This window comes from Mesorhizobium sp. M7A.F.Ca.AU.001.01.1.1 (assembly GCF_004022735.1).
Classification (GTDB): Bacteria; Pseudomonadota; Alphaproteobacteria; order Rhizobiales; family Rhizobiaceae; genus Mesorhizobium; species Mesorhizobium ciceri.
Map to the genome: position 1 here is coordinate 1 of NZ_RZPF01001242.1, position 844 is coordinate 844.

The following is an 844-nucleotide window of genomic DNA, read 5'->3' on the forward strand; positions in this document are numbered from 1 at the left end:
AGTCAGGCTGTCCAGCCCTTCGCCCGTGGCGATCTGGTTCGGCGTCAGCCCGGCATCGGCGAAGTCACGCACCTTGGCCACGTCGAGATAGGCGTTGTTGGCGTCGTAGGTGTCGGTCACCGACAGGAATGCGGTATTGGTGACGCCGGTCACCGAACCGAATTCGCCGGTCAAGCCGCCGTCGGCGGTGAGCACCTTGTATTGCGCGCCGACTTGCAGGTTGCCCACCATATGGACTTCAAGAGTGGAACCGGCAGCCAGCGTCGTCGTGCCAGTCGAGACAAACTTGTCCGATTGATTGAGGCCCCCGATATCGACCGCATAGATCGAGCTTCCATCGAACTGCGCATTGCCGCTCGTGTTGAGCACATCGCCGGCGAAGCCGTTGACCACCGTCGTGCGGCCTTGATTCACGAACATCGCCAGGTTGGTGAAGTTGGTTGTCGCGATACCGCCCACTCCGGCAGCATCGACGATGCTCCCGGGACCATTGGTCATCGTGTCGCCGCCGCCGCCGAAATCGCTGGTGCCGCCCGCCGTGCGCCAAGTGCCGTTGTTGTTGAATGTGTCAGCAGCAGCGCCAAAGGTCACCGTACCGGTGATGAAACCTGCGTTGGCAAGGACGAACGGCCCGCCGGTGGCCACGAGCGCTGAGTCGGTCAGCAGCCCGGAGCTGTTGCGGATCGTACCAACCGACGTATTGGTGATGGTGCCGCTGGAACCCGTCACCGTCACACCGCGCGCTACGCCGCTGGCCGTGCCGGCAACATTGACGTTCACCACGCCGGCGCCGGTTGCCTTGATGCCTTCGGCGGCACCATCACCAATACGTCGGTTGGTACGA

Annotated in this window: 1 pseudogene; it reads right to left on the bottom strand. The window is 63.0% G+C overall.

Going from position 1 to position 844, the window contains the following annotated elements:
* Positions 1–783, bottom strand: a pseudogene (locus tag EN884_RS37385) (autotransporter outer membrane beta-barrel domain-containing protein); the annotation flags it as partial.
* Positions 784–844: the final 61 nt, after the last annotated feature.